This window comes from Neobacillus sp. Fa239, assembly GCF_055395235.1.
The window spans coordinates 1,815,494-1,839,814 of the sequence record NZ_AP041611.1; the positions used below are offsets into that span (position 1 = coordinate 1,815,494).

The 24,321-nt window shown below is 37.7% G+C and carries 25 protein-coding genes; 19 read left to right on the forward strand and 6 right to left on the reverse strand.

Annotated elements, in window-relative coordinates:
* The first annotated feature begins 34 nt into the window (after positions 1–34).
* The gene (gene folE / locus ACZ5XR_RS08625) at positions 35–622 is read left to right on the forward strand and encodes a GTP cyclohydrolase I FolE (protein WP_464502264.1); all 588 of its coding nucleotides are present in this window, start codon (positions 35–37) and stop codon (positions 620–622) included.
* A gap of 140 nt (positions 623–762) precedes the next feature.
* Here folE and rsgA read toward each other — a convergent pair whose 3' ends face one another.
* Entirely contained in the window at positions 763–1,824 is a 1,062-nt protein-coding gene (gene rsgA / locus ACZ5XR_RS08630) for a ribosome small subunit-dependent GTPase A (protein WP_464501251.1), read from the reverse strand.
* 446 nt (positions 1,825–2,270) lie between these two features.
* Between rsgA and ACZ5XR_RS08635 the strand changes: the two genes are divergently transcribed.
* The 3 genes from ACZ5XR_RS08635 to ACZ5XR_RS08645 all read left to right on the forward strand — a co-directional run bounded on the left by ACZ5XR_RS08635 (position 2,271) and on the right by ACZ5XR_RS08645 (position 4,933).
* A complete protein-coding gene (locus tag ACZ5XR_RS08635; RefSeq protein ID WP_464501252.1) occupies positions 2,271–2,486 on the forward strand; it encodes a DUF3311 domain-containing protein in 216 nt (71 codons plus the stop codon).
* A 26-nt stretch (positions 2,487–2,512) separates the two neighbouring features.
* Entirely contained in the window at positions 2,513–4,039 is a 1,527-nt protein-coding gene (mctP, locus tag ACZ5XR_RS08640; protein WP_464501253.1) for a monocarboxylate uptake permease MctP, read from the forward strand.
* 624 nt (positions 4,040–4,663) lie between these two features.
* Positions 4,664–4,933 (forward strand): hypothetical protein, encoded by a 270-nt coding sequence (locus tag ACZ5XR_RS08645; protein ID WP_464501254.1) that lies wholly within the window; start codon positions 4,664–4,666, stop codon positions 4,931–4,933.
* Between the two features lie 96 nt (positions 4,934–5,029).
* Here ACZ5XR_RS08645 and ACZ5XR_RS08650 read toward each other — a convergent pair whose 3' ends face one another.
* Together ACZ5XR_RS08650 and ACZ5XR_RS08655 are read right to left on the reverse strand one after the other, a co-directional pair.
* Positions 5,030–6,016: an alpha/beta hydrolase gene (locus ACZ5XR_RS08650; RefSeq protein WP_464501255.1), complete on the reverse strand. Its 987-nt coding sequence runs from the start codon at positions 6,014–6,016 to the stop codon at positions 5,030–5,032.
* A complete protein-coding gene (locus tag ACZ5XR_RS08655) occupies positions 6,013–6,558 on the reverse strand; it encodes a helix-turn-helix domain-containing protein (protein WP_464501256.1) in 546 nt (181 codons plus the stop codon). The genes ACZ5XR_RS08650 and ACZ5XR_RS08655 overlap by 4 nt, the downstream gene beginning before the upstream one ends.
* Positions 6,559–6,760: 202 nt before the next feature.
* Between ACZ5XR_RS08655 and ACZ5XR_RS08660 the strand changes: the two genes are divergently transcribed.
* The 4 genes from ACZ5XR_RS08660 (at position 6,761) to ACZ5XR_RS08675 (ending at position 9,823) form a co-directional block, all read left to right on the forward strand.
* Positions 6,761–7,708: a L,D-transpeptidase family protein gene (locus tag ACZ5XR_RS08660; RefSeq protein WP_464501257.1), complete on the forward strand. Its 948-nt coding sequence runs from the start codon at positions 6,761–6,763 to the stop codon at positions 7,706–7,708.
* Positions 7,709–8,017: 309 nt separating this feature from the next.
* Positions 8,018–8,413: a hypothetical protein gene (locus tag ACZ5XR_RS08665; protein ID WP_464501258.1), complete on the forward strand. Its 396-nt coding sequence runs from the start codon at positions 8,018–8,020 to the stop codon at positions 8,411–8,413.
* Positions 8,413–9,294 (forward strand): FAD:protein FMN transferase, encoded by an 882-nt coding sequence (locus ACZ5XR_RS08670; protein ID WP_464501259.1) that lies wholly within the window; start codon positions 8,413–8,415, stop codon positions 9,292–9,294. Before ACZ5XR_RS08665 ends, ACZ5XR_RS08670 begins: the two co-directional genes overlap by 1 nt.
* A gap of 1 nt (position 9,295) precedes the next feature.
* A complete protein-coding gene (locus ACZ5XR_RS08675) occupies positions 9,296–9,823 on the forward strand; it encodes a ferric reductase-like transmembrane domain-containing protein (protein WP_464501260.1) in 528 nt (175 codons plus the stop codon).
* A gap of 70 nt (positions 9,824–9,893) precedes the next feature.
* Here the strand turns inward: ACZ5XR_RS08675 and ACZ5XR_RS08680 are convergent, their stop codons facing one another.
* The gene (locus ACZ5XR_RS08680) at positions 9,894–10,442 is read right to left on the reverse strand and encodes a DUF4865 family protein (RefSeq protein WP_464501261.1); all 549 of its coding nucleotides are present in this window, start codon (positions 10,440–10,442) and stop codon (positions 9,894–9,896) included.
* Between the two features lie 248 nt (positions 10,443–10,690).
* Here ACZ5XR_RS08680 and ACZ5XR_RS08685 point away from each other — a divergent pair, with 248 nt between their 5' ends.
* A complete protein-coding gene (locus tag ACZ5XR_RS08685) occupies positions 10,691–11,461 on the forward strand; it encodes an MBL fold metallo-hydrolase (protein ID WP_464501262.1) in 771 nt (256 codons plus the stop codon).
* Positions 11,462–11,539: 78 nt separating this feature from the next.
* On the opposite strand, the gene ACZ5XR_RS08690 is transcribed toward ACZ5XR_RS08685, so the two are convergent.
* Positions 11,540–11,950 carry an Lrp/AsnC family transcriptional regulator gene (locus ACZ5XR_RS08690; protein WP_464501263.1) on the reverse strand — a complete coding sequence of 137 codons (411 nt, stop codon included), beginning with the start codon at positions 11,948–11,950 and terminating at the stop codon, positions 11,540–11,542.
* Between the two features lie 240 nt (positions 11,951–12,190).
* Between ACZ5XR_RS08690 and ACZ5XR_RS08695 the strand changes: the two genes are divergently transcribed.
* The 8 genes from ACZ5XR_RS08695 to ACZ5XR_RS08730 all read left to right on the forward strand — a co-directional run bounded on the left by ACZ5XR_RS08695 (position 12,191) and on the right by ACZ5XR_RS08730 (position 21,205).
* On the forward strand, positions 12,191–12,904 hold the full coding sequence (locus ACZ5XR_RS08695) for a hypothetical protein (protein WP_464501264.1): 714 nt from the start codon (positions 12,191–12,193) through the stop codon (positions 12,902–12,904).
* Between the two features lie 305 nt (positions 12,905–13,209).
* Positions 13,210–13,767, forward strand: a complete 558-nt coding sequence (locus tag ACZ5XR_RS08700; protein ID WP_464501265.1) for a hypothetical protein — start codon at positions 13,210–13,212, stop codon at positions 13,765–13,767.
* Positions 13,768–14,456: 689 nt separating this feature from the next.
* Entirely contained in the window at positions 14,457–15,833 is a 1,377-nt protein-coding gene (locus ACZ5XR_RS08705) for a sigma-54 interaction domain-containing protein (protein ID WP_464501266.1), read from the forward strand.
* Positions 15,834–15,915: 82 nt separating this feature from the next.
* Complete coding sequence (locus ACZ5XR_RS08710) at positions 15,916–17,019, forward strand: iron-containing alcohol dehydrogenase family protein (RefSeq protein ID WP_464502265.1); 1,104 nt, start codon at positions 15,916–15,918, stop codon at positions 17,017–17,019.
* A gap of 28 nt (positions 17,020–17,047) precedes the next feature.
* Entirely contained in the window at positions 17,048–18,040 is a 993-nt protein-coding gene (locus ACZ5XR_RS08715) for an ABC transporter substrate-binding protein (protein WP_464501267.1), read from the forward strand.
* A 127-nt stretch (positions 18,041–18,167) separates the two neighbouring features.
* Positions 18,168–18,965 (forward strand): ABC transporter permease, encoded by a 798-nt coding sequence (locus tag ACZ5XR_RS08720; RefSeq protein WP_464501268.1) that lies wholly within the window; start codon positions 18,168–18,170, stop codon positions 18,963–18,965.
* On the forward strand, positions 18,955–19,818 hold the full coding sequence (locus tag ACZ5XR_RS08725; protein WP_464501269.1) for an ABC transporter ATP-binding protein: 864 nt from the start codon (positions 18,955–18,957) through the stop codon (positions 19,816–19,818). Before ACZ5XR_RS08720 ends, ACZ5XR_RS08725 begins: the two co-directional genes overlap by 11 nt.
* A 61-nt stretch (positions 19,819–19,879) precedes the next feature.
* Entirely contained in the window at positions 19,880–21,205 is a 1,326-nt protein-coding gene (locus tag ACZ5XR_RS08730; protein ID WP_464501270.1) for an aspartate aminotransferase family protein, read from the forward strand.
* A gap of 117 nt (positions 21,206–21,322) precedes the next feature.
* On the opposite strand, the gene ACZ5XR_RS08735 is transcribed toward ACZ5XR_RS08730, so the two are convergent.
* Positions 21,323–23,035, reverse strand: coding sequence for a LysM peptidoglycan-binding domain-containing protein (locus ACZ5XR_RS08735; protein ID WP_464501271.1), 1,713 nt, complete (start codon positions 23,033–23,035; stop codon positions 21,323–21,325).
* 199 nt (positions 23,036–23,234) lie between these two features.
* Between ACZ5XR_RS08735 and ACZ5XR_RS08740 the strand changes: the two genes are divergently transcribed.
* Both ACZ5XR_RS08740 and ACZ5XR_RS08745 read left to right on the forward strand, forming a co-directional pair.
* The gene (locus tag ACZ5XR_RS08740) at positions 23,235–23,846 is read left to right on the forward strand and encodes an Hcp family type VI secretion system effector (protein ID WP_464502266.1); all 612 of its coding nucleotides are present in this window, start codon (positions 23,235–23,237) and stop codon (positions 23,844–23,846) included.
* 273 nt (positions 23,847–24,119) lie between these two features.
* Positions 24,120–24,281 (forward strand): hypothetical protein, encoded by a 162-nt coding sequence (locus tag ACZ5XR_RS08745; RefSeq protein WP_464501272.1) that lies wholly within the window; start codon positions 24,120–24,122, stop codon positions 24,279–24,281.
* Positions 24,282–24,321: the final 40 nt, after the last annotated feature.

The window sequence follows — 24,321 nt, forward strand, 5'->3', positions numbered from 1 at the left end:
TAAACAATTAATTACGAGAGAATTTCCGGAAGTAATGGAACAATACCATGAACTAAATAAAAAAACGAAACTAGGTCATCAATTTATGGAAGGCGTCAAGGACTTGATCGAATTATGCGGTGATGATCCAAACCGGGACGGCCTCGAAGAAACTCCTTACCGTGTCCTTAAAGCATTTCTCGAGTATACGGAAGGCTATCGGGAAGATCCTAAACTCCATCTTGAAAAAACGTTTGATGTAGAACATCAAGAGCTTGTCCTTGTTAAAAACATCGAATTTCACTCGGTTTGCGAACATCATTTCGCTCCCTTTTTTGGAGTTGCACATGTTGGATATATCCCAAATGAAAAAATTACTGGACTTTCAAAAATCGCCCGTATGGTTGAAGGATATGCAAAAAGATTTCAAGTTCAAGAGCGTCTCACATCTCAGATTGCAAACGCAATAGAAGAGATTCTTGAACCAAAAGGAACGATGGTTATTCTTGAAGCAAAACACATGTGTATGTGTGGAAGAGGAATCAAAAAAACTAGTGCTTCCACAACTACTTCTTCTGTCCGGGGTATTTTTGGCGATCATTCGGATGCACGAGCAGAATTTTTATCTTTGCTTCAAAGATAAGCACCGATTTTAAAACGATTTAAATAATTAAATTCGCTAAAAAGCCATGAGTAATCATGGCTTTTTAGCTATTCAAGTAAATCGTAATATCTATTTCATCCTAATCATCGACCCATTGAAGGGTCTGTCTTATGCTTTTATCAACGTCTGTTTACCCGCGTACGATCTCCGGCAATTTTCTTCCACTTTTCCTTTTCCGCTAACTGTGCTTTTTTATCTGCTTTTCGATCTAAATAAGCCAGCTCTTTTTGAAGCTTAATATAGTTATCAAATCTTCTCTGATCTAATAAACCGTCGTGGATCGCTTCTTTTACTGCACAGTTAGGTTCTTTATGATGGGTACAATCCCTAAATTGACACTGCAAAGCTAGCTCCTCGACATCCTGAAAACTTTGGCTGAAGCTATCATCGGCTTCCCAAAGCTGCAGCTCTCTCATCCCCGGGGTATCGATCAGAATTCCGCCGGTTGGCAAGACGATTAATTCCCGATGTGTGGTGGTATGGCGGCCGCGGTCATCTCCTTCACGGATCTCTTGCACAAGCTGTTTGTCTTCTCCTATTAAATAATTCGTTAAAGTCGACTTGCCTGCACCTGATGATCCTAATAGGGCCACCGTTTTTCCTCCTGAAACATATGGAGCAAGTTCATCCATTCCTCTGCCATCTACAGCACTTATGACATGAACCGGGATTCCAAAGGCAACCGACTCCACTTCTTGGATTTTATCCTCTAAATCCTCGCAAAGGTCTGCCTTACTTAAGATAATCACGGGATTGGACCCGCTTTCCCATGCCATGATCAAATAGCGTTCAATCCGTCTTACATTAAAATCACGATTTAATGCATTTACTAAAAACACTGTATCCACATTCGTTGCAACGATTTGTTCTTCCGTAACCAAACCAGCTTCTTTTCGAGAGAATTTACTGAAACGAGGGAGGATGGCATGGATTGATGCCTTCTCTTCATTCCATCTGGGGGAAATAACAACCCAATCCCCAACTGCCGGGAAATCCCCGCGACTACCTGCATCATAACGAAGCTTTCCCGTCACTTCTCCCAATAATTCTCCGTTTTCGGTTATAATTCGATACAATTTTTTATGTTCAAGAGTCACTCGACCCACTTCAAGACCTTGTTCTTTATAAGGCAAAAAGGATTCTTCGAACGATGATTTCCAACCAAATTGTCCTTTATTCAATGCTAATTCCTCCGTATTTAAGAATATTTTTCATGAAAAAGGGCCGTGTAAAACGGCCCCGGAATAAAACATGACAAAAAACCCATGAGCCAGTACACAGCCCATGGATTCTCAATGTGAAAGAAGGAAAAAAGTATACAAACAAACTGATCCTCATCGAATAAACCAATGAAAATTTATTGGAAAAAACCATCGGGCTGTGTACAATATTCAATTAAATTGAGTGATTGAATTAAAATCAACATTGTACATCCCCCGCTTTCCATAACTTTATAAGGTAGATTATAGAATACAATGAAATAAATGTAAATATTTTTTTGAAAAAATAGGCATAGAAGCTTATTTCCTTCATATTGACGCAAGTGGAATAATGTGGGAAAATTCAGAATAGTAGCATGTATCAAAAAATATATGCAACTTTATTATATAAGAAAGGGGGGAGCAAAATGGAAGAGAGAAATGAAAATGAACACAAATCGGAGTGGAGCAATTGGTATCTCTTATTGATTATTCCGTTTATTGCCACACTTTGGCCGCCTTTTTATTCTAATTCTACATCATCGTTTTTCGGCATCCCGTTTTTCTACACGTATCAGTTTGTTTGGGTTTTGATCAGCGCGATATTAACGGGCATTGTTTATTTTGGGACACGCAATAAATAAATATTATTATGGAGAGGGGTTCATGTATGAATTGGCCGGCACTTATTGTTTTTATCTTTTTCTTTGCGCTCGTGACCATTATGGGATTCTATGCAGCCCGGTGGCGTCGGGCCGACTTAAATCATCTCAATGAATGGGGACTTGGCGGGAGGCGTTTTGGAACGCTCATCACCTGGTTTCTGCTAGGAGGAGATCTTTATACAGCCTACACCTTCATTGCCGTTCCTGCACTCATGTACGGTAAAGGGGCCCTCGGGTTTTATTCCGTACCCTACACCATCATCATTTATCCGCTAGTTTTTGTTGTGATGCCGAGACTGTGGTCAGTGGCGAAAAAACACGGGTACATAACCATTTCAGACTTCATTAGGGATCGTTATGATAGCAGATCTCTTGCTCTGGCTGTAACTTTTACAGGCATCCTGGCGACCATGCCCTATATTGCTTTACAGCTCGTGGGGATGCAGACTGTTCTTGCGGCGATGGGCCTTACGGGGAACGGATTTAAGGGGGAAATACCTCTGATCATCGCGTTTGCCATCCTGGCTCTTTATACGTACACAAGCGGTCTTCGTGCGCCGGCTGTTATCGCGATTGTTAAAGACTTAATGATTTACATTACCGTCATTGCAGCAATCATCATTATTCCGATGAAACTCGGGGGCTTCGGCCATATTTTTAGCGCGGCAGCAGCGGCATTGCCTACACACACGCCACCGGGGAGCATCAACTTGGGCCCTGCAGCCTATATGCCGTATGCGACTCTTGCATTGGGCTCGGCACTCGCTTTATTTTTGTATCCACATTCACTTACCGGTGTGCTCAGTTCCAACAGCCGGAATGTTATTAAACGGAATGCAGCGCTCTTGCCGGCATATTCCTTCATTCTCGGCATTATCGCTCTTTTAGGCTTTATGGCCATTGCAGCTGGGATTCAAACAAAGACACCGAACAGTGCGGTACCTTTGCTCTTTTTAAAGATGTTTCCAGATTGGTTTTCCGGATTTGCTTTTGCCGCAATCGCCATAGGGGCTCTAGTACCGGCAGCGATCATGTCGATCGCCGCTTCGAATTTATTTACGCGAAATATATATCGTGAATACATCAATCCGAACTGTACGCCAAAACAAGAATCCAGCATGGCCAAATACGTATCGCTGATCGTGAAAGTGGGCGCGCTCTTCTTTATTATTTTTCTTCCAACCCAGTACGCGATTAACCTTCAGCTGCTCGGCGGTATCTGGATTCTGCAAACACTGCCAGCTGTTATTGTCGGGCTATACACCAGTTGGTTCCATCGTTCCGCCCTTCTTGTAGGCTGGGTGATCGGAATGGTCTCGGGTACTTATATGGCTACCGCTCAGGGATTCACATCTGTTTACCCGCTTCACATTGGCGGCACAGTTATTTCGGCATACGCGGCAGTTTACGCTCTTATTCTTAACTTTGCGGCTGCTATTGTCCTTACCCTCGTATTCCGCGCTTTTGGGGTAAAGAAGGGAGTGGACAAAACAAGTCCGCAGGATTACAATTTCACAACCACATCATTATAAGAATGCAGACTTCCACCATTAACATAGGGTGGAAGTTTTTTTATATCGCCTCAAAACATTGTTAAGAAATTCACAAAAGATTTATATTTTGTTGTTAAAAGCTAAGTTAAAGATTTTTAATAAATAGTATAATAAATATAAAGGAATCATTTTTTCAATTTTGGAAGGGGGATTAAGAAAATGGTTATAACAGTTGAAGAATTTTGTCTTAATTGTTATCAGGACACAATATTTACTTTCAATGGTGAGTGTTGGACTTGTGAATCTTGTAGAGGAACGGATACGAATAAGTATAATATTTTTGAAGACCCCTATATTGAAGAGTGGAGTGATATTGATTAGATTTGGGTTGGGCCGCAGTCAAATGCGGTCCTTTTTTTGTGGTCTTCATTTTGCTTTGGACCTTAATTTGTCAACAGTTCCGAAGAGTGGCTTCTTTATTAATCAAAAATTAATTAAAAAATTTTTTTGTTAAGGGAAAATTAATTTTGGGAGTTTAGAATACTCGTAATTGTAATCGTTTAGGAAAACGAAAAACAATTGTTTTTAATTGTTTAAAATGAAATGGTCCCTAATTCACATTGTTTATGACTTTGTAAATTTGAAGGATGAGAGGGTGATAATGTGTTAAATGATCGTGAACAAAAGATTTTATTTGTTCTTTATGAATTAAAATACAACTATGATCAGCCAATAAAATTTAGAAATCTGGGATTTGAAAATAACGGTCAAGCTACACATCATTTAATTAAGCTTCGTAGTCTTGAGTATATTGATTATAACGTTGATCAAGTATTTAATACGGTTGAAGGAAATTATGATAAATTTCAAATATGGTCTGGAGATATAGATTTACTTGATAAAGGGTATAAAGAAGTGCAAAAACTATTATAAAAGTTATGCATTTTATGCCCATAACCAACTAAATAGCACAGTCATACAAAAAAGCCCCTATTCAGTTGAGTAGGGGTTTACTATTTTTTTCGATATCTAATTGCCAACAATTTGCTGGTCGTCAGTAACTTTAGTAAGGAGATGGTCACTCATCCATGTGGACAAACAAGTTTTCAATTCCTCTGCAAGTGGTTCAGATAACAACGGTTTATAAATCTTAATCGGATTGGCGGCATCCATTTTGCCGGATAAGCTTTTTAATATATGGGTCATGTTTTTAATCACATGAAGCTCAGCCAAGCCTGCCACAGTTGGAAGGACTTGTTCGCTTGCTGCAAGCGGAACCTGACAATCCTTATCACCCGCGATAACCAGAACGGGGCAGGTGATCTGACGTAGGTCTTCGAGTACATCATATTGATAAAATTCCCGAAGCCATTTTGCGGGAAATTTCCTTCCGGCTAATCTGATAGTGTCAGAAGCGCTGTTCATTACTCTTTTATCAAATTTGAAGTTAAACTTTTTTGCCTTTTCGGTAGCTTTAAGCGTTCGAATAAGCCAACCCTTAAATCCTCCGAGATCATTAAGGGCATCTAACCCCTGCTGACGCTGCCAATTTATAATTTCCTGCATCCCCATGGCACCCCCGCATAATAGGACCACTCCAGCCGATTGCTCCTGAACATAAACAGCAGGCGTAAGCTGTGCCCCCTCGCTGTGGCCAAGGATTACGGTTTTACTTGCATTTACCTTCGGATGCTGCTTGAGAAAACGAAGTGCAGCGGTTGCATCGTCTGCCAAATCTAGGAATCCGCGAGTATAGGGATCACCTTCACTTTGATGGGTGCCTCGTTTGTCATAGCGCAGCGTCACAAAACCAAGACCTGTAAGAAAATCAGCCAAATCCTTATAAATTCCCATATTAAATTTGCCGCTGTTTCCATCACGATCACTGCCTCCACTGCCAGGTATGATCAGAACAGCGGGGTATTCCTCATCACCAGCAACGGGAATGGTTAATGTACCGGCTAATTTTACAATACTTTGAATGATTACATTCTCTTCTCTTATTTGGTAACTCATTTTCGAATCGCTCCTTTTCCCGCTTCGGGGATCATAATAGTCGCAACGGTCCTTTTTTTTCGATCCTTTTCAGGTGTATTTTGCATATATTTTTGATAGACTGCTCTAAGGCTTTGAACAAACTCGACAAACTCCTGGTCACTCAAATGAAGATCCACCTGTCTAAAGCTCATCCCGTCCTTAACCAAATCAATATTTTCCTGTTCTAAATAACTTCCGAAGCTGTTGATTAATCCATTCACAAACTGGATAAAGACTCCCAGCTTTTCTTCTTTTGAGCTTTCCATAAATTCCTTTGTGGTAATAGCGCTGTTGCTTGACAACGCATAGACCTTTTCAACCGCTCCACGTACTTGATTTTGTTCAACACTTTCAATAATTCCTCCATCGACAAGTTTATTTAAATGGCGATAAAGGGTCGCTTGAGGGACATTGGTTAAATATTTTCCCATTTCCTGTACGGTAAGCTTTCTGCCGCCAACCAAAACTTGAATTATGCTCATTCTAACTGGATGTAGGATTAAATTTGCTTTTTCGTTCATTAGAATCACCTTGTTGGTTTCATTATTATCATTTTCAATAATGATAATAATCCGTTTTTGAACTAATGTCAACCTTATTTGGAAAAAATTACTGGTTTTCATTGCGTCCATTATTAGTTCTTGTCGTCCACTTCCGATTTCACAGGGTTCCTTACTATGGTAGAATCAAAGATGGAAAATCATCGAGAAGGGGCATAAGGGAATGAAACTTAAAATAATTGTCATAATGCTTACAGTTTGCACCATGTGGATTTCAAGCGGGAACGGGCTTTCCGCGGCGGCGGCAACTGTGAACCCATGTACAACCGTAAAAGCGGGGACGAAACTGTGGCTGGGGAAGGATGAAGTGAAACCCTACCAGATTGCCAGAATGACGGTTTTAAAAAATACACTTCTTTATAAAGTAGATAAAAGTAAGATCAGAACTGCTAAACCTGACGAAAAATTTCGTGTCTATTCCATCCAGTCCGGCAGATTGGATTTGGGCAATGGCGTGTTTGCGACAAATAACCAAAACATAAAACTAGATATGGTAAGCTCGAAGCTGAAACAGTTGGCCATGTGTGTCCGGGATAAGAATCTTGAACAAGCGGCAGGTCAAATGCTGCTTGTAAAGGAATCAAGCCAGGATAAAACAAAAGCGACCCTTCAGCGATATATAAAGAAGAGCGGCAAATGGGTGAAGGTGTCCCAAGCGTTCGCTGCCGTTGTCGGTAAAAAAGGAGTAGGCAAAACAAGGGAAGGTGACAGTCTGACTCCAAAAGGAACATTCCTGCTCGGGAATGCATTTGGCTGGGGGACGAAGCCGTCAGGTATGACATATCCATTTCTTCATGCAGGAAAATATGATTACTGGATTGACTCGACCGCATCCAATGACTATAACAAATGGATTCATTATACCGGAAATCCCTATCAAAGATGGAAATCCTATGAACGTCTGACCCATCCGTTATATAAATATGCCGTCATCATTCGCTACAATGATGCACCGATCATAAACGGTGCGGGGAGTGCCATCTTTTTGCACATTAAAAACAGCAATACTCGTTACACGCTCGGCTGCGTGGCCATTCAGGAGAAAGATCTCCTAACCACACTCAAATGGCTGAATCCAAAAGCCAAGCCTATTATTAAGATTGAAGATTGATTACTATTTTTCAAAAATCCACCAATTCTATAAGGTGGATTTTTTTGTGTCAAAAGAAATGCTTTCATCAAGTTTTCACCAACATCTACTAAACTTTCAACATTAACATGCATCAATCGATTATCCAAAAATCACGAAACACATATTTTTCACATATTTTCAAGATAATTTCACGAAATTTCCTCTCTATACTTCTTAACATGAGCAACAAGATAAAAGTGGAAAAGAAGTTAGAGCCAAAGGCTCAAACCACAACTGTATGATAATCGATCAGAATGAAGGTTAAATAAACCGTAGGGAGTCCTTAAAATGGATAAAAAGAAATTTACCTCTTGGGGAGTGAGCTTTACCAGCCTTGCTCTCGTTGCAGGCATGGTATCATACCTAGGAGTAACAAACAAAGAAACGACAAACGCTTTAAGTCAATCAAAGCAAACGAAATCGGTTAGTCAAAACACCAAGCAACAATCAGCCAGTCAAAACAGCCAGAGCTCCTCTGGGAGCTCTTCCGATAATAATGGGGATTCCTCAACCATTGGCAATGACCAGTCATCAAATGATGATAGCTCTTCTTTCAGCTCTGGCGATGACCAGTCCAGTCAATCAACATTTGATGATGGAAGTTCAGGACAGAACGATACTCAATCTTCAGACGACGGCTTTGGTCAACATGGAGGATTTGACACAACGACAGGAGGGACCTGATGATGTATAACTTTCATTTCAATTCAATGAGTACGACGGTGCAAATATCGATAAACCAAGAACTGTTTGCAAATGATCTCATGCCCGTATACAAATGGTTCTCATCTGTTGAAGATACATGCAGCAGATTTAAAGAAGAAAGTGAATTATCCAGGTTAAATCAACAACTTCACAAAGAAGTGGAAGTTTCGAATCTATTATTTAATATCCTAAAAAACGCACTTAAATTTTATAAAGAAACAAATGGAGTATTTAATCCTGGTATATTGTCGGCCATAGAAAACAGTGGGTATATAAAATCGATTGAGTTTATTAAAGGGCGCGAATTGGGGGCTTCCTCCCTTTCAGCTCCGGAGGTTAGAAACATTCAACCTTATCAATTAAATGAGGAAAAACAGACAGTAATCCTAAATACTCGTATTGATTTAGGCGGGATTGCCAAGGGATGGGTCATTGACCGCGCTGCAGATGTATTATCTAAAATTGGATATGGTTTTATTAATGTCGGCGGCGATATTCGGATTTTTGGAAAGCTGCCAAGGCATTTAAATATTGGCATTGAAGATCCATTCGACCCGGCCAAAATGATCTCCTCTATCCAAGTTTCCGATGGCGCCGTTGCCACTTCCACCTCTATGAAAAGAAGATGGAAGGTTAATGGAAGAAATAAGCATCACCTTATTGATGCTGGAACAGGACTATCATCAGAGAGTAATATTATCTCTTCTACCGTAACGGCCCCAACGGCAACGGAAGCGGACGTATTAGCAAAAGTGATTCTTTTAATGGGAGAAGAGGGCGGAAAGTCTTGGATTTCCGGCAAGAAGAATAAAGCAGTCATCATCAATCAAGCGAAAGAAATTTGGATCGGAGGAGAATAAAATGGAGACATTTGAGTGGTACGCCATTCGGGCAACAGGCACGGTGGCTTATCTATTACTATATCTGGCAGTATTAACTGGACTTTTTTCTGCAGTACAGAAGAAAAGGAAAAAGAAAATAAACGGCATCATTCATCTTCATGAAGCCCTTTCAGATTGGTCATTAATCCTTACATGTGCACACTTAGGGGTATTGCTGATTGATTCTTATTTCCCGTTTAAACTATCAGAAGTGCTGATTCCATTTGCCAGCGGCTATGAAACCATTTCCATGGCAATGGGGACAATTGCCTTTTATTTCTTAATCATCACCATCATCACATCCAAATTCCGCAAGAAAATTGGTTATCAAAGATGGCGGAAATTGCATGCGCTGAATCCCATTCTCTATATCCTCGTCACGTTACACGGTATCATGAGCGGGTCGGACTTCCAAGGGACCATTTTGGCAGCCGTGAATGTAACACCAGTCATTATCATGGTCGGGATGTTGCTAACGACTAAGAAAAAGGTATCGGAAGCGCATTAAATACAATTTTTGAAATCATTTGAGTGCAGGAAAATATCCTGCACTCATTTTAATGGAATACCCTTAGTTCTTATTTTGATATATGTAAAATTTCATATACTGTAAGGGGAGTGGATGAGTCAATTTTTGGTTCTTCATGATAAAAACTAAATTGGCTATATCCCCATTTATCTGGATTATAAACTAATACATTTCCCAAACTTATTTCTGCATTTATCACATAGTGGTTAATAGAATTAAATGGAGTATGAATTAATGATTTGCCCTCCGGAATATTTCCGGCATATTCAACAAGAAATCTGCTTTTAATAAAATCTTTTTCTAAGTTAATAGATAAAGGAACACCAATGTTAATATGCTGCCATCCAAATGAATCTAAAATATTGTCGTAAAAACCTTCAAAGATAAACTTGTTCATTCCATGTGTATGATTCCAAATATATAACGGTGCGTAGGAATTGTATAAATTCCCATTTTTCTCAGCTTCAGTGATTAAATAGGCTTTAAAATTTAGCCCCGGAAAACCATTTGTTTTATGACCATTGTTTTGTACCCTTTTTCTAATAATCCCCATATCATAATCTTTTGGTAAAATGACCTTATATTGCATTCCAATCATGTAAATCTCCCGCTTTCTCTATTATATGAAACTAAATTAAGTCCGAATTAAAGCTATGTAAAATAGGAATAAATTATGCATGAAAAGCCCTGCTAACCCTAAAGAATTCCATAAAATTTTATCAAATGTTTTTCATGGCGAAAAATTTACCGTTATTTCTTTTTCACCAAACTCTGTTGCAGTATTGAAATTTTTTCTAAAATTATCCTGTAAACAAATTATATAATTAAATTTCAGGAGGAAATCAAATGTATATTCAATTAGCACGTCATGCAACACATATTATCTCTTATAAAGGGAAGAAATTATTGCTCGATCCAATGTTTAATAAAAAGGGAACTCTTACACCAGTTTTAAATGCACCCAATGAACATTTAAAAAATCCATTAACTGATCTCACGCTTGAAATAGATGATTTAATCAATGTAGATGCAATTATTGTGACTCATACTCATCGCGATCATTTTGATGATGAAGCAGTCTCAAGGCTTCCTAAAAGTTTACCATTATTTTGTCAACCAGAGGATGAAGGCATCATTATAGAGAAAGGATTTACAAATGTATTGCCAATTTTAGCGGAGTATGCTTGGGAAGGAATTCACTTTATTCGGACAAAAGGGGAGCATGGCAAGGGTGAACTGGCAAAAAAAATGGGACCTGTTTCAGGATTTCTACTCCATTCAGATGATGAGCCCAGCCTATATATAATTGGTGATAGTATTTGGTGTTCAGAGATTGAAAATGTTTTTCATAATTATTCTCCGGATGTAGCAATTGTGTTTGCAGGTAAGGCTCAGTTTTTGGAAGGGGAACCTATTACAATGGGTATTGAAGACATTCATCATATAGTGGCAGGATATCCAAAAACCAGTTTGGTTATTTCACATATGGAATCTTGGAATCACTGTGTTTTAACTCGTAAGGAAGTTAGGAATTATATTCAAAAAAATAAATTAGAAGATAGAGTTTGGGTACCTGAGAATGGGGAAATTATTAGATATAGTAAATTGCCAAGGTAAATAACGAGAAAACCTCTTTTCTAATTGTAAGAGGTTTTCCGTTTTTAAAAGTGAAATAGGTAAAATATAATATATTTATTATAGAATTATACCAATTGATAAATTTACTCGATAGTTTGCATATTTCAATTTTTCATCTAAAGTTTTGTTTAAGTCTTCTTGTGATGAAATACTTGCTTTAAGAATATAGCATCCTTCACCACTTACTCGATGAGCTTCTGTTATATCCGGGTTATTTTTTATATACCTTTGAAATTCAGCATGATTATTTGTTTTCATAAAGATTGTAATAAATGCTTGAATCAATTTACCTAATTTAAGTTCGTTTACAATGATTGTAAATTTTTCAATAACCCCTTCCTCCTCCATTCTGCGAATTCGGTTCCCAACTGCTTGACCAGTCAAATGAATGGAATCTCCAATTTCTTTCCATTGAATACGAGAATTTTCCTTTAATAGTTTGATAATTTTATAGTCGATTTCATCCATTACCTGTTTTCCTTTCAATGGCTAAAATATGGTTCGTAAAACGCATAAGTGGAAATATTCACCTATTATGAATTTATTGTATAATACCTTTTTTATCTATGCACATCATTTAAAAGTAAGATGATAAATTTAAATTGTCTTAGAAAATAATAAAATCCATTTCTATCGAACAAGCACACAGACCATAGGTCGTCCCATTTCATACAATGCTATTAGCTTATTAGAAAAGAGGTACGATTTATGGAACAGTTTCACTTTCAAAGGGAAGGGTCTATGAGTGATGAAGGGACTTCTCGATATGGAGGGAAACCAAGAATTAAAATTGCTACAATCATTTCTGATCAGTCTGCCATAAAAGAGCCATTTAAACAATATCAAAATGCTCAAAGAGTATGGAAGGGAATTTCCTTTGAAAATATCGGACTGGCTAAAATAAGTACAAGTCTTAAGTCAACAAGCATTCGTCAAGAAGCACTCAGTAAAAATGCTTCTCTAAAATCGTTATATCAAAAGGCTGTAGAATATTTTTTGCAGCAAAATATAAAACCGGATGTCATCATCCTGTATTTACCCGGGGTAGGATTTAAGGGGACAGTAAATGGCCTATCCCTTGCGTATGATACCATTAAACCACCATATTTCATTGTATTCTCTGATGGTGCGGCAGACTATCCATGGGTAGTCGCTCATGAAATGGGACACATTTTATATTATTCAAATATTTTTGGTGATAAAAAAGATCCCAATCCATATGTTCTAGTAGACGCTCAAGGAGAACCGAAGCGAAATACAGAAGGGAACCTGCAGTATGATTTTGCTCATAATAACAATAAAAATAATGTTATGTATCCAAGGGCATCTAAATCATCTAAACCTCCTGAAGTAACATTCGAACAAATGGTTAAAGTTGGGAATAGCTATTTATTGAATAAACGAAAAAGGTATACCGGGTAATAACCGGCATATAACCCCCTACTCTTTTTAAAAAGGGGGTAACTTTGTTCTGCCTTTGAATTAGATTGCGACACTAATAAGAATCTTATAACAGGACTTATTAACTAAAAATGCTGATTCATGTAGATTTATGAAGAAAAAGCAGGATTTTTGAATTTAATAATGGAATATATATGACATAACGACGATTTGCCTATTAAAAAAGAATAATTGTATATTTCAAAAGGAAATTCAACAGCAGAAAGTAATAGATAAGAATAATTTTATTTATCCATTCCATTGAGGTATGAAAGAAGGTAAATAATATGAACGAACATTTTTTTGCTGACTATAAAAATTTTATTGTCGAACCAGTAGATAAAAAGCGAGTTGGTAAGGTAGTATTTGATCCGAAAAATTATGCGGGACATTATATCCTGACATTGTCCATCTTTGATTCTCGTTTATCGACATTAAGAGATGCCAGTAAATATGAAATCGATATTGAAAAAAGTATCAAAACGGTCCTGGACGATTTCAATCAAAAGCAGCGCGGGATCTACTACCTTCAAGTATTGGAATTAGATAAGTTTAAAAACTATTTTATATTGGCTCTTTCCTCTAAAATAAAATTTGAAACAGAGGAAGAAAACGCCCGTGTATCGTTTATCATTGATAGAATGCTAATGAATGCATTTTATGTTGGACAAAAATGGTTCAACCTTATTGGTGAACGAGGAAGACTCGAACGTAAGCTTTTTTGTTGTTCCTTTAAGGAATATGTAGTAAGAAAACAAGACCAGTCAAAAATGGACGAAAGACATGAAAATATCAGTGAAATGGTACCTAAAAATGGAGAGATTAAGCTGGTAAAGGCTCGTTAAAGATATTAATTATGATTAGAAGTCTTATCTTTCATAATTTTTTTGTTGCAAGCATGTCTCATATATGAGATATGTATTACTCTTCTTTAGTTCACTTTTTATTAAGGGGTGACAGTCTCGAATTCATTGCTGGTGTTCTAAAGCCGAGCGGATATATTCGATTATATGAAGAAGGCAAATGAGGATAGACAGAGGTTTTTTAAACGACAAGATTTTATGGAGTCTATATTGATGCAACAAGGTGAAAGCATTAATAGCTATTGGATTTTCTTTACTGTAAACCCGTTCGAAAAAGTGCACTTTTCCGAACGGGTATTTTTTATTCAAAAAAGGACTTTTTTGGCGTTCGTAAACTAGAAAAATAATTTATGAACGTTCTTGATTTTTATTATACGTTTACGAACTTAAATGCAGAGATAGACATTAGGATACATAGTGAATTTATAACTGATTTTTCTACTGGTAATGGAGATGAAATTGAAAGAACGGTTCGCATATAAAAATAATATGGGTGGCTCTTACAATATTATTAACAAAGAAAATTATCCATTTTTGAATTTATTATTCAAAATTGTATAAATATTGTTTTTAATCTGATAACATTGAGGAATAAAAGGAATTTGCTAAAAAATTATTCATAAATGAATAATTGCTAGCATTAAAAAGTATGTAAAGGAGGGGGATGTTGAGTGAATGAAAAAAAAGTTTGGAATGAAAATGAAGCGATTCTTCATTCATTGCAAGATGATATTTTAGTGACGAATATAGATGGAATTATTTTAAAAGTCAGTGAAGCAACAGAAGCTATTTATAATATGAATTCAAATGATATGGTTGGCCGTTCGGTTTATGACCTCGAAAAAGAAGGTGTTTTTACACCGATTTTGACACCGCTGGTTATTAAAGAAAAAAAGAAAATTACCCTTGTACAAACAACTTTTGAGGGAAAAAAATTACTTGTTACTGGAATTCCAGTATTTGACCAGGACCATAAGCTAATTCGTATTGTTAGTTATTCACATGATGTAACTGAGTTACTCAATATGAAAAAATACTTAACTGAAATTGAAGACGAAATGGTACGCGTGAAAAGTGAGCTTGAAAGGCTTAAAAACCTTCATTTTTATACTGACGGCATGATTGTAACATGTGAAAAAATGAAAAAGGTCATTCAGATTGCTTTACAAGTAGCTGAAATCGATGCAAATGTGCTGCTCCTTGGCGAATCAGGGGTGGGCAAATCCTATGTTGCTAAATTTATTCATAACAAAAGTTTCAGGAAGGAAGGTCCATTTATTGAAGTAAACTGTGGAGCGATTCCCGATACCCTTTTTGAAGCTGAGTTTTTTGGTTATGAATCTGGTTCTTTTACAGGTGCAAATACAAAAGGCAAAGTAGGTTTAGCAGAGCTCGCAGAAGGAGGAACCTTATTTTTAGATGAAATTGGTGAGTTGTCAATAGCCAATCAAGTAAAGATATTAAAGTTTATTCAGGAAAAGCAGTTTTATCGGGTTGGAGGAACAAAGCTTCGAACTGTTGATTTTCGAATTATTGCTGCGACGAATAAAGATTTGGAGAAGGCAATTGAAGAAAAAAGCTTTAGACAGGATCTGTTTTTTCGTTTAAATGTCGTACCCATCACAATCCCACCATTAAGGAAGCGGCCATCTGATATTATTCCATTGATAGACCACTTTTTAAAATATTTCTCAGAAAAATATGGCCGTGATCGAAACATTGATGAAGGGGTTATTCATTTGTTGTTAGCGCAAGAATGGAAGGGGAATGTTAGAGAGTTAATCAATTTAGTTGAACGACTTGTTGTTACTTCCTCGAAACATTTAATTGAAATAGAAGATCTGCCAGAAGAATATCGAAAGTCTTTCTCTTATGATTCATTCGCTGATGATGGAAATCGCCCATTGGTTGAGATTCTTGACAGCGTAGAAAAACAGGTTCTAATACATGCTAGAAACCGATACAAAACAACAATTCAAATGGCTAAAGCCTTAGGAATTAGTCAACCATCTGTGGTGAGAAAAATCAGAAAATATGAAATAGAATGAAAGTGGCATAGAACTTGCATGATATTAGTTAACAAGTGATAAATATGAGAAAAACTAAAAAGCGGTGGAGGGGTGTCTTTTGATGGTAACAATAGGGCCTGGACAATATTTACGAAGGCAGGGAGTTTTAAATGAAGCGGGAAATTACATGAGAAATTTCGGAAAAACTGCTGCTCTTATTGGGGGACATACTAGCTTAGAAATAGTAGAAGGTTTAATAAGACAGAGTTTAGCAGAGTACGAAATTTCTTTGGAGCACTCCCTATGGTATGGGGGTGAATCTTCTCAAACGAATATTAATAGACTAGTCGAAGAATTAACTTCACAAAACATCGATTTTGTAATAGGCGTTGGTGGAGGGAAAGCCATTGATGCGGTTAAAGCTGTTGCTTATCGGCTCAATAAACCTTTAGTGGCCATCCCAACAATCGCTGCGACTTGTGCAGCAGCTACACCTATATCAATACTATACACTGATGAAGGTGAATTTATAGGAATCGGACGAGAATCAAAAGCACCTGATTTGGTTTTAGTAGATACGACCGTCATTCTGAATGCGCCGGTTCGGTATTTGATTGCGGGTATTGGTGATACATTAGCAAAATGGTTTGAAACGAAGTCTTCTGTGGAAAAAGCTGTGCCGACGGCGATAAATCAGACGGCCATTGCAATAGCAAGTCAGTTGTACAAGACTTTACTCCATATAGGGAAAGAAGCTGTTCAATCCGTGGAAGAACAACGCTTAACTCGAGCATTAGAAGATGTTATAGATGCTGTTATTTTAGTGAGTGGAAGTGTCAGCGGTTATGGTGGTGACGATTGCCGAACTGCGGGTGCTCATGCTATATATTCAGGATTAACAATTTTTCCAGAGATTCATGGCACCTATCATGGCGAAATTGTTGCCTTTGGAATTTTAGCCCAATTGTGCATGGAAGGTGTAGGGAAAGAAAAACTGAATACTTTAATCAGTTATTACAAAGAAATCGGTCTTCCGTTTACATTAAAGCAAATGGGGATTGAGAGTTTAACGGATCATCAATGGAAAGAATTTGGAGAAATCAGCGTCACAATTGAAGACATGGCGAATATGCCATTTAAAGTCACTCCAGATATGGTGATAGAAGCTGTTCGCAGAGCCGATGAAATTGGAAATGGGAATTTATCCGCTTCTAAGCTGTATTAATGATAAAAAAATAAGGGGGAACTTATCAATGAGGAAATGGTTAGTGATTGTATGTTCGTTTATGTTGTTATTAGCATTGGCAGCTTGTGGAAAGGATACCGCCTCCAGTACAATTGATGGAAAGTCTTCAGAGCCGTTGAGAGTGACACTGCCTACCTGGACAGGCTATGGGCCGCTTTTTTTAGCAAAAGAAAAGGGCTTTTTCAAAAAAAATGGTGTAAATGTCGACCTGTCTATTGTTGAAGGATTAGCTGAACGCAAACAAGCATTAGCAAGTGGAAAAATTGATGGGATGGCAACCGCGTTAGATGTACAAGTGACGTTAGCTGCAGAGAATATCCCGGTGCAAGTTGTTTGGTTATTGGATGATTCCCACGGTGGAGATGGGATCCTTGTAAAGAAAGGAATTAATAGTGTTAAAGATTTAAAAGGTAAACAAATGGCATTTGAAGTGGGTTCTACAAGTGAAATGCTGGCGTTACAAGCGTTGAAACAAGGTGGATTAACAGAAAAAGACGTGACGGTCGTTCCAATGTCAGCCGGTGATGCCGGTGCAGCGTTTGCAGCTGGTAAAGTAGATGCAGCTGTTACATGGGAGCCTTGGTTAACTAAAGGTGCTCAAGGGAATGGTAGAATTTTACTAACAACGAAAGATTTACCTGGAATTATAGTCGATACAATCAGCTTTTCAAAAGACGTGATTAAAAACCGTCCAAAAGATGTGCAAGCATTTGTAAATGCAATGGGAGAAGCAATGGCTTATTGGAAAAAGTATCCTAAAGAATCAGACGAAATTATGGCCAAAGGGTTAAAGATTGATTTGAAAGAATTTGAAGGCACGGTACCTGGCTTGAAATTCTTTGGGAAAGAGGATAATACAAAATTATTCGGAACTGAAAGCAATAAAGGATCGATCTATCAATCAACGGATAATGCAATTAAGTTTTACAAAGAGCAAAGCTTAATTAATAAAGAACCTAACGTTAATGAATTAATTAATCCAAGTTTTCTAAAGAAATAAAGAGTATTTCGTTGTTTTGTGGTGACATTTATATAGTTGCCTGACTCATTCTGGTTATCTATTGCCGTGTGAGTTAGGCATTTTTTTCAAGAGATTTATAGAATAATGTGAAATTAGGTGATTATTAATGATAGCAAAGTTGTTTACTCCTAATAAAGAAATATCAAAATCGCTTTATTCATCCGCTGGCTTAATTACCTTTATTATTTTTCTATTGGTATGGTCTGTGCTGAGCTACGGAGGAATAGTTAATTCTTTATTTTTACCAACGCCGACCGATGTGCTGGCCACAGGTGCTGATTTGTTTATGCATGGAGGTATCCTTTCTGATATTGGCATAAGCTTTTCAAGGGTTCTAATTGGATTTCTAATAGCAGCAATAATTGGGATACCATTAGGAATTTTGATGGGATCATTGAAAATTATGGAAGGTGCCTTTGAACCCTTAATCGGTTTTATTCGCTATATGCCGGCTTCAGCATTTATACCATTGTTTATTTTATGGACTGGTCTTGGAGAAACAGAAAAAATGGGCGTAATATGCTTTGGAACCTTTTTTCAACTTACTCTTATGGTCATGGACGTTACAAAAAATGTTCAAAATGATTTAGTGGATGTTTCCTATACATTAGGAGCCAAGAAGGCTCAAGTTTTTACGAGGGTTATTCTACCTGCCTCTTTACCGGGAATAGTCGATACACTTCGGATTACGTTCGGATGGGCTTGGACGTATTTAGTAGTAGCGGAAATTGTGGGAGCATCCAGTGGTTTAGGGTATATGATTATGCAAGCTTCACGTTTCTTGCAGCCAGATAAAATTATTGTTGGAATTTTGATTATTGGTTTGCTTGGGCTTATGACAGATATTATCTTTAAAGTCATTTACCGTGCTTCATTTTCGTGGATGAGAAAGGATGGCTTATAAAATGGTGACACCAACAGTAAAAGAAGTTGAAAAAATTGTTAAACCGGCACCGAAAGTAATAGTAGCACCTCATATAAGAGAGCCGAAGTTAGAAATTAAAGAAGTAGGAAAAATATTTAAAACGAAACGAGGAGAAACGACAGCACTAGAAAAGACATCCTTTTCGATTGGCGAAGGGGAATTTGTGACAATATTAGGACCTTCAGGGTGTGGCAAATCAACCGTGTTGCGTATCGTGGCGGGGTTAGAAGAAGCAACCTCTGGCCAAGTTCTTCTTGATGGGCAAGAAATCAATGGTCCAGGGCCTGACCGTGGAATGGTCTTTCAATCTTATACACTTTATCCATGGCTAACTGTGAAGGACAATATTACGTTTGGTCTAAAGTTAAAAGGAGTTTCTCAAAAAGAACGGGGCGATGTTGCGAGGCATTACTTACAATTAATCGGTTTAGAAGGCTTTGAGAATCATTATCCAATTCAGCTGTCAGGCGGGATGAAACAACGTGTCGCGATTGCCCGTGCGTTGGCCAATAATCCGAAAATCTTATTAATGGATGAACCGTTTGGAGCATTAGATGCCCAAACAAGAAACATCATGCAAGAAGTACTACTAAAGGCATGGGAAGAGTCTAAAAAGACGATTTTATTTATTACCCATGACGTTGATGAATCCATCTTTTTAGCCGATTCGGTATATGTGATGACGGCGCGGCCAGGTCGACTAAAGAAAAAGGTTCCGATTGCTTTGGAGAGACCCAGAGATTTCAGTATCAAAGCTACAGTGGAATTTGCCGAATATAAAGAAGAATTATTGTCTCTTATTCGGGAAGAAAGCTTAAAATCCATTAAATAAAAAAATGCTTAATTAAAGAAAACATATTTGAGGGTGAAAAACAAAAATTGGGGGAATTTTTATGGAAAGAAAATGGGATCATCTTGTGAAAAATATGCCCAATAGGTTAGCGCCTAGTATGGCAAAGGATCATCCGAACCTGCCAGTTGTGAAAGAGGAAGGCTGTTATTACTACGGGGTAGATGGAAAGAGATATTTAGATTTTACGTCTGGAATTGCCGTCACAAACGTTGGGCACCGCCACCCAAAAATTGTTCAAGCGATTAAGGATGCGGCAGACGGTTTAATGCATGGCCCTTCTGGTGTCATCATGTATGAATCTATATTACGTTTAGCAGATGAATTGGCAGAAATTTTACCTGGAGACCTTGATTGCTTTTTCTTTGCTAACAGTGGAGCAGAAGCAATTGAAGGAGCTATTAAACTTGCAAAGTATGTAACCAAACGCCCTTATGTTGTTTCATTTACGGGTTGTTTTCACGGGCGTTCCTTAGGTGCGCTAAGTGTAACTACTTCTAAAAGCAAATACCGTAAATTTATCCAGCCATCAGGCCTTACATATCAGGTTCCTTATGCGAATGTGAAAGAATGCCCGCCAGGTGTAGACCCGGAAAGCTTTGTAATTGAAAAATTAGAAAAAGATTTCGCCTCTCTTTTTAGCCACCAAGTAACACCTGAGGAAGTAGCTTGTGTTATTTTGGAACCAGTTTTGGGAGAAGGGGGATATATTGTTCCGCCAAAATCTTGGTTGAAAAAAATCCGTGAAATTTGTAACCGCTATAACATTTTACTTATTTTTGATGAAGTTCAAACGGGATTTGGCCGGACAGGAGAATGGTTTGCCGCACAAACCTTTGATGTGATTCCGGACATTATGGCGATTGCAAAAGGAATTGCAAATGGCCTCCCGCTCAGCGCAACTGTGTCTTCTAGTGAATTAATGAAGCAGTGGCCCCTCGGTAGTCACGGTACAACATTTGGCGGTAATCCGATTGCTTGTTCGGTTGGATTAGCAGTGTTAGAAGTGATGAAAGAGGAAAACCTTCTTGAAAACTCGAAAACAATGGGCAATTATGCTGTTCAGCAACTTGAACGTATTAAAGATAGACATCCTGTTGTCGGCAGCATTCGTGCTGTCGGGTTAATGATTGGCATTGAAATCATTGATCCAAATACAAGGGAGCCTAACGGTAAGGGATTATTAAAAATTTTAGATTTAGCTCTTGAAAAAGGAGTATTATTCTACCTCTGTGGAAACCACAGCGAAGTTATAAGAATGATTCCACCATTAATCGTTACACGAGAACAAATTGATGAAGGATTACAAGTACTTGATGAGGCATTAACAGAGTATGAATCAACTTTGAAGAATCTTGTGCGAAATTAAATAATAGATTAGTAGAATTACTGCGGTTAAGAGTGTAAAGTAAACAGGGTAAAAGGGGGATTCCCTATTACCCTGTTTACCATTTTTAACAAGGTGACTCAAATTAAAAACAAATCATTATTGTTCTAATCCGTGTTTTCTCACGACTACTTCATTTTGAAGCATATCCCACATGCCTTTGTCTTCCATTCCTAATCTCCAAAGTGCTAAGCCCCTTATTCCGAGACGATAGGCAAGCTCAGCCTTCGCTTTGATACTAGCCCGATTTTCAAACCATACTTCATGTTTGACCCCTTTTTCGTCTGTATAGGCAAACATTGGGGTTTTCGTTTCTTCATCAAAGGTGATCTGTTTTTTATATTTAGCAGCGAGAGACATCGCTCGATCAAATGATGCATATGCGGCATGACCTGTTTCGAGATTAAAGTCAAAACCAAATACTGAAACAGCAGCAACAATTTTTTCTTTAGGCATAACGGTCATGGCATAACGCAGCACTTTCTCCATTCGGCCAATCGATACCACTGGACCTGGACCGCTACCCGGCCAGCCATGCTCATTATAAAGCATTATAACAAACTGATCCGTTGGTTTATGCACATTTGGATAATCAAATGGTTTGGCAAAAACGCTTGGATCACCAGGTCCTGTTTTAGATGGAACAGCCGTCGAGAAGAAATATCCTCTTTGATCAAAAACGCGCCCGATTACTTGATATAAGTGAGTTAATCGATTTCGATCCTCTTCCAAAACATCCTCGATATCAATATCAACGCCGTCTAATCCATATTTTTCTACCAATTTAACTAAATTTAGCGCAAAGGCATTCATATTCTGTTCAGACGAAACCAATTCATGAATGATCCGCTTTGCCTCTTCTACGCCTTCTGCGTATAAAAGGTTGTGAACGGTTGCTAACATTTTTATATTTTTTCTGTGACCGATCCGTACAAGCTCCCGAACTTCTTGATCCGTAAAATCCCCAAACTTATCAATTGTTGTTGGGTTGTCTTTACTTATTCTAAATAAGAATAATCCGATTTGTGAGTTACTCGCTGTGTTTGTCACAAAGGATTGATATGAACTAGGTAATGTTGGTCCTTCTGATAAGGTATAATAGCCTAATATTTCAATAATCGGATCTGATCCATCATAGGCTCTTAAAGTAGCCCCCGACTTAGGGATCCACCCCGGATTGCCATTGAATAAGGCAACTTTATACCAGTCTCCTTCCACACCGATAAGAGGTAATCTGGCGCCACGGTCCATTTGGGCAATGACACTAAAACTAGGACCTGGCCGCAGCCGGATGTTTGCATTATTTGCCTTCACAATCACTTCCGAATAGACCGGAATCCTAATTTTTTGTCCGACAGTAAGTTGGTGGCCTGCTAAGTTATTTAAGGCAATGATACTCTCAGCGGTTGTATGATATCTGCGAGCAATTTGATATAAGGAATCACCCGACTTAATGACATATTCTGTTTGTCTTACATCATTCCCCGATCCATTCAACCATTCAGTATTAGCTGGCACCACCAATTGCTGACCAATGTAAATCATATCGGAGCGCAATTGATTTTTTCTAATTAATTTTTCAATCGATACTCCAAATTTCGCAGCTATTGTATACAAGCTGTCATCTGATTGGACAATATAAAGTTCCCTTTCAGCATTAGCCGGCACGACCAATGGCTGACCAATATAAATTATATTTGAAGCTAGTTGGTTTTCATATTTTATTTGTTCAGCATTTGTTTTGAATTTTTTAGCAATGGTATACAGCGAATCTCCTTGCTGAACGATATAATTAATATTCCGATAATACATAAAAAAGATCATCCCCCTCATCAAAACATCTATATATATATGTGTCCAATGGAGTTTTTGACAGTAATTTTTAGAGTTACAGGTGACAGATGGAGCAGCCTTAATATTTTTGAAACAATGTTCTAAAAAGCGAACAATGAGCATTTCTTATAGTTGTGTCACATCATACATCCATATAAGGGGGGATTTCTTTTTGAAAATGAGAAGCTTCTTCAACTATTCCATTACGAAAGCTGCAATGATTGGTGTTTTGGTGATCGCTGCGATCTTTGGAGTTTCCAATGTTTGGGCACAGGACAATAATCCTACTGGCCCTCAAGGCTCTTCAGGAAATGCAGTGTCTGGGAGTACCGCAACGACTGACCTTAATTATGATGTGTTTATGAAATTAGACACCATCAAAGGGGATTCGAGAGCAAAAAATTATCCCGATTGGATTGTGCTTACCGGAGTTCAGTTTGATGCTTCTCAAGTGACAAGTACTGGAGGAAGCAGTGGTGCCGGTTCAGGAAAACCAAAGATGAATGAGTTTGTAGTCAAAAAAGGCCTTGATTCCTCTTCCATCCCTATATTCCAGAATATGCTGACAGGAAAACGTTTAAAAGAATGCACAATCGTGTTCGTATCAAGAGGTCAAACTCCCACTCCTATTCTCACAATTAAGTTAAGCAATGTGATGATTAGTGATTATAACTTCAACAATATACTCGAATCGTTCCAGTTGAATTTTACTAAGATTCAATCTACTTACACTGGAGGAAAGTCTCCGATTACCGGCGGTTTTGATTTCTTGCAAAATAAAACATTTTAAGATAATAAAGTGACGTTCTGCTTCGGGTTATTTTTTTGCTTTTTCCTCTATCTATTTTACTATTTTTGAAATAATTTTCATAAAATTCGGATAATAATATTGTTATGTTGGTAAAAACACAATAAAATATTACTATCGAAGACATAAAATATCGGGAGGGAAATTATAGAAAGAATAATAATATTACAAAATTTTAACAAAAAAACAGTCATAATTAAACAAAATTCATGGTAGTATTTAGATGGTAAGTATTCAAATGGAGGGAATTTTTCAATGTGGACTATCACTGTATATTCAAAGGAAAAAACCATTATTATGTATGAATTTAACACCGAAAAGGAAGCAAGAGAAGCTTTGAAGAATATTCAGGGTAGTAAAATTCTCTCAGAGATTGTGTACTATAATGATCCTTGTTTCGAATTAAAGGCAATCTAAACCACTATGCCTTGGATCAGAGTGACCAAATATTTATTAC